This is a genomic window from Microbacterium sp. SS28 (assembly GCF_022761035.1).
Classification (GTDB): domain Bacteria; phylum Actinomycetota; class Actinomycetes; order Actinomycetales; family Microbacteriaceae; genus Microbacterium.
Map to the genome: position 1 here is coordinate 1 of NZ_JAKWJP010000020.1, position 1,024 is coordinate 1,024.

The following is a 1,024-nucleotide window of genomic DNA, read 5'->3' on the forward strand; positions in this document are numbered from 1 at the left end:
CGGCAGGGCTCCTACTTCCCGGAGTGGCTGCTCGAACGCCGTCGCCGCGCGGAGGCCGCGCTGACCACGGTGGTCGCGACCAGCTATCTCCTGGGCGTCTCGACCCGGCGGATGGAGGATCTGGTCAAGACGCTCGGGATCACCGGGCTGAGTAAGTCGCAGGTGTCGGAGATGGCGAAAGACCTCGACGAGCAGGTGCAGCAGTTCCGCACCCGGCCGCTGGATGCCGGCCCGTACTCGTTCGTCGCCGCGGACGCCCTCACGATGAAGGTCCGCGAAGGCGGCCGGGTCGTGAAGGTCGCGGTCCTGGTGGCGACCGGGGTGAACGCGGAGGGCTATCGGGAGATCCTCGGCCTGCAGGTCAACTCCACCGAGGACGGCGCCGGCTGGCTCACGTTCTTCCGCGACCTGGTCGCCCGCGGCCTTTCGGGGGTGAAGCTGGTCACCAGCGACGCGCACGCAGGCCTGGTCGCCGCAGCCGGCGCGACCCTCGGCGGATCGTGGCAGCGATGCCGCACCCACTACGCGGCGAACCTGATGGCCACGACCCCGAAGAGCTCCTGGCCATGGGTGAAGACGCTCCTGCAGACGGTGTTCGACCAGCCCGACAAGGAGTCCGTCAACGCCCAGTTCGACCGGGTCCTGGACGCCCTCGAACACAAGCTGCCGCGAAGCTTCGCGCACCTCGAGGCGGCGCGGGAAGAGATCCTCGCGTTCACCGTGTTCCCGAAAGAGCTCTGGAAGCAGATCTGGTCGAACAACCCGAACGAGCGACTCAACCGTGAGATCCGCCGCCGCACCGACGTCGTGGGCATCTTCCCGAACCGCGACAGCATCATCCGCCTGGTCGGCGCGGTCCTCGCCGAGCAGCACGATGAATGGGCCGAGCAGCGCCGCTACCTCGGCCTCGACGCCCTCAGCCGAGCCCGCCGCGTCGGCGAACCCGACCCCGAACCCGAGGAGATCCCCGAACCCGACTACCGCGCCCTCACCGCATAACAACACGAGGGATCACACGCGACCG

General features: G+C 68.8%; 1 protein-coding gene. It reads left to right on the forward strand.

Annotated features, from left to right (window positions below; translation table 11 throughout):
* Window positions 1-999, forward strand: a 999-nt coding sequence (locus MJ607_RS19795; protein WP_243077358.1) for an IS256 family transposase, incomplete at its 5' end; no start/stop codon positions are given.
* Window positions 1,000-1,024 lie beyond the last annotated feature (25 nt).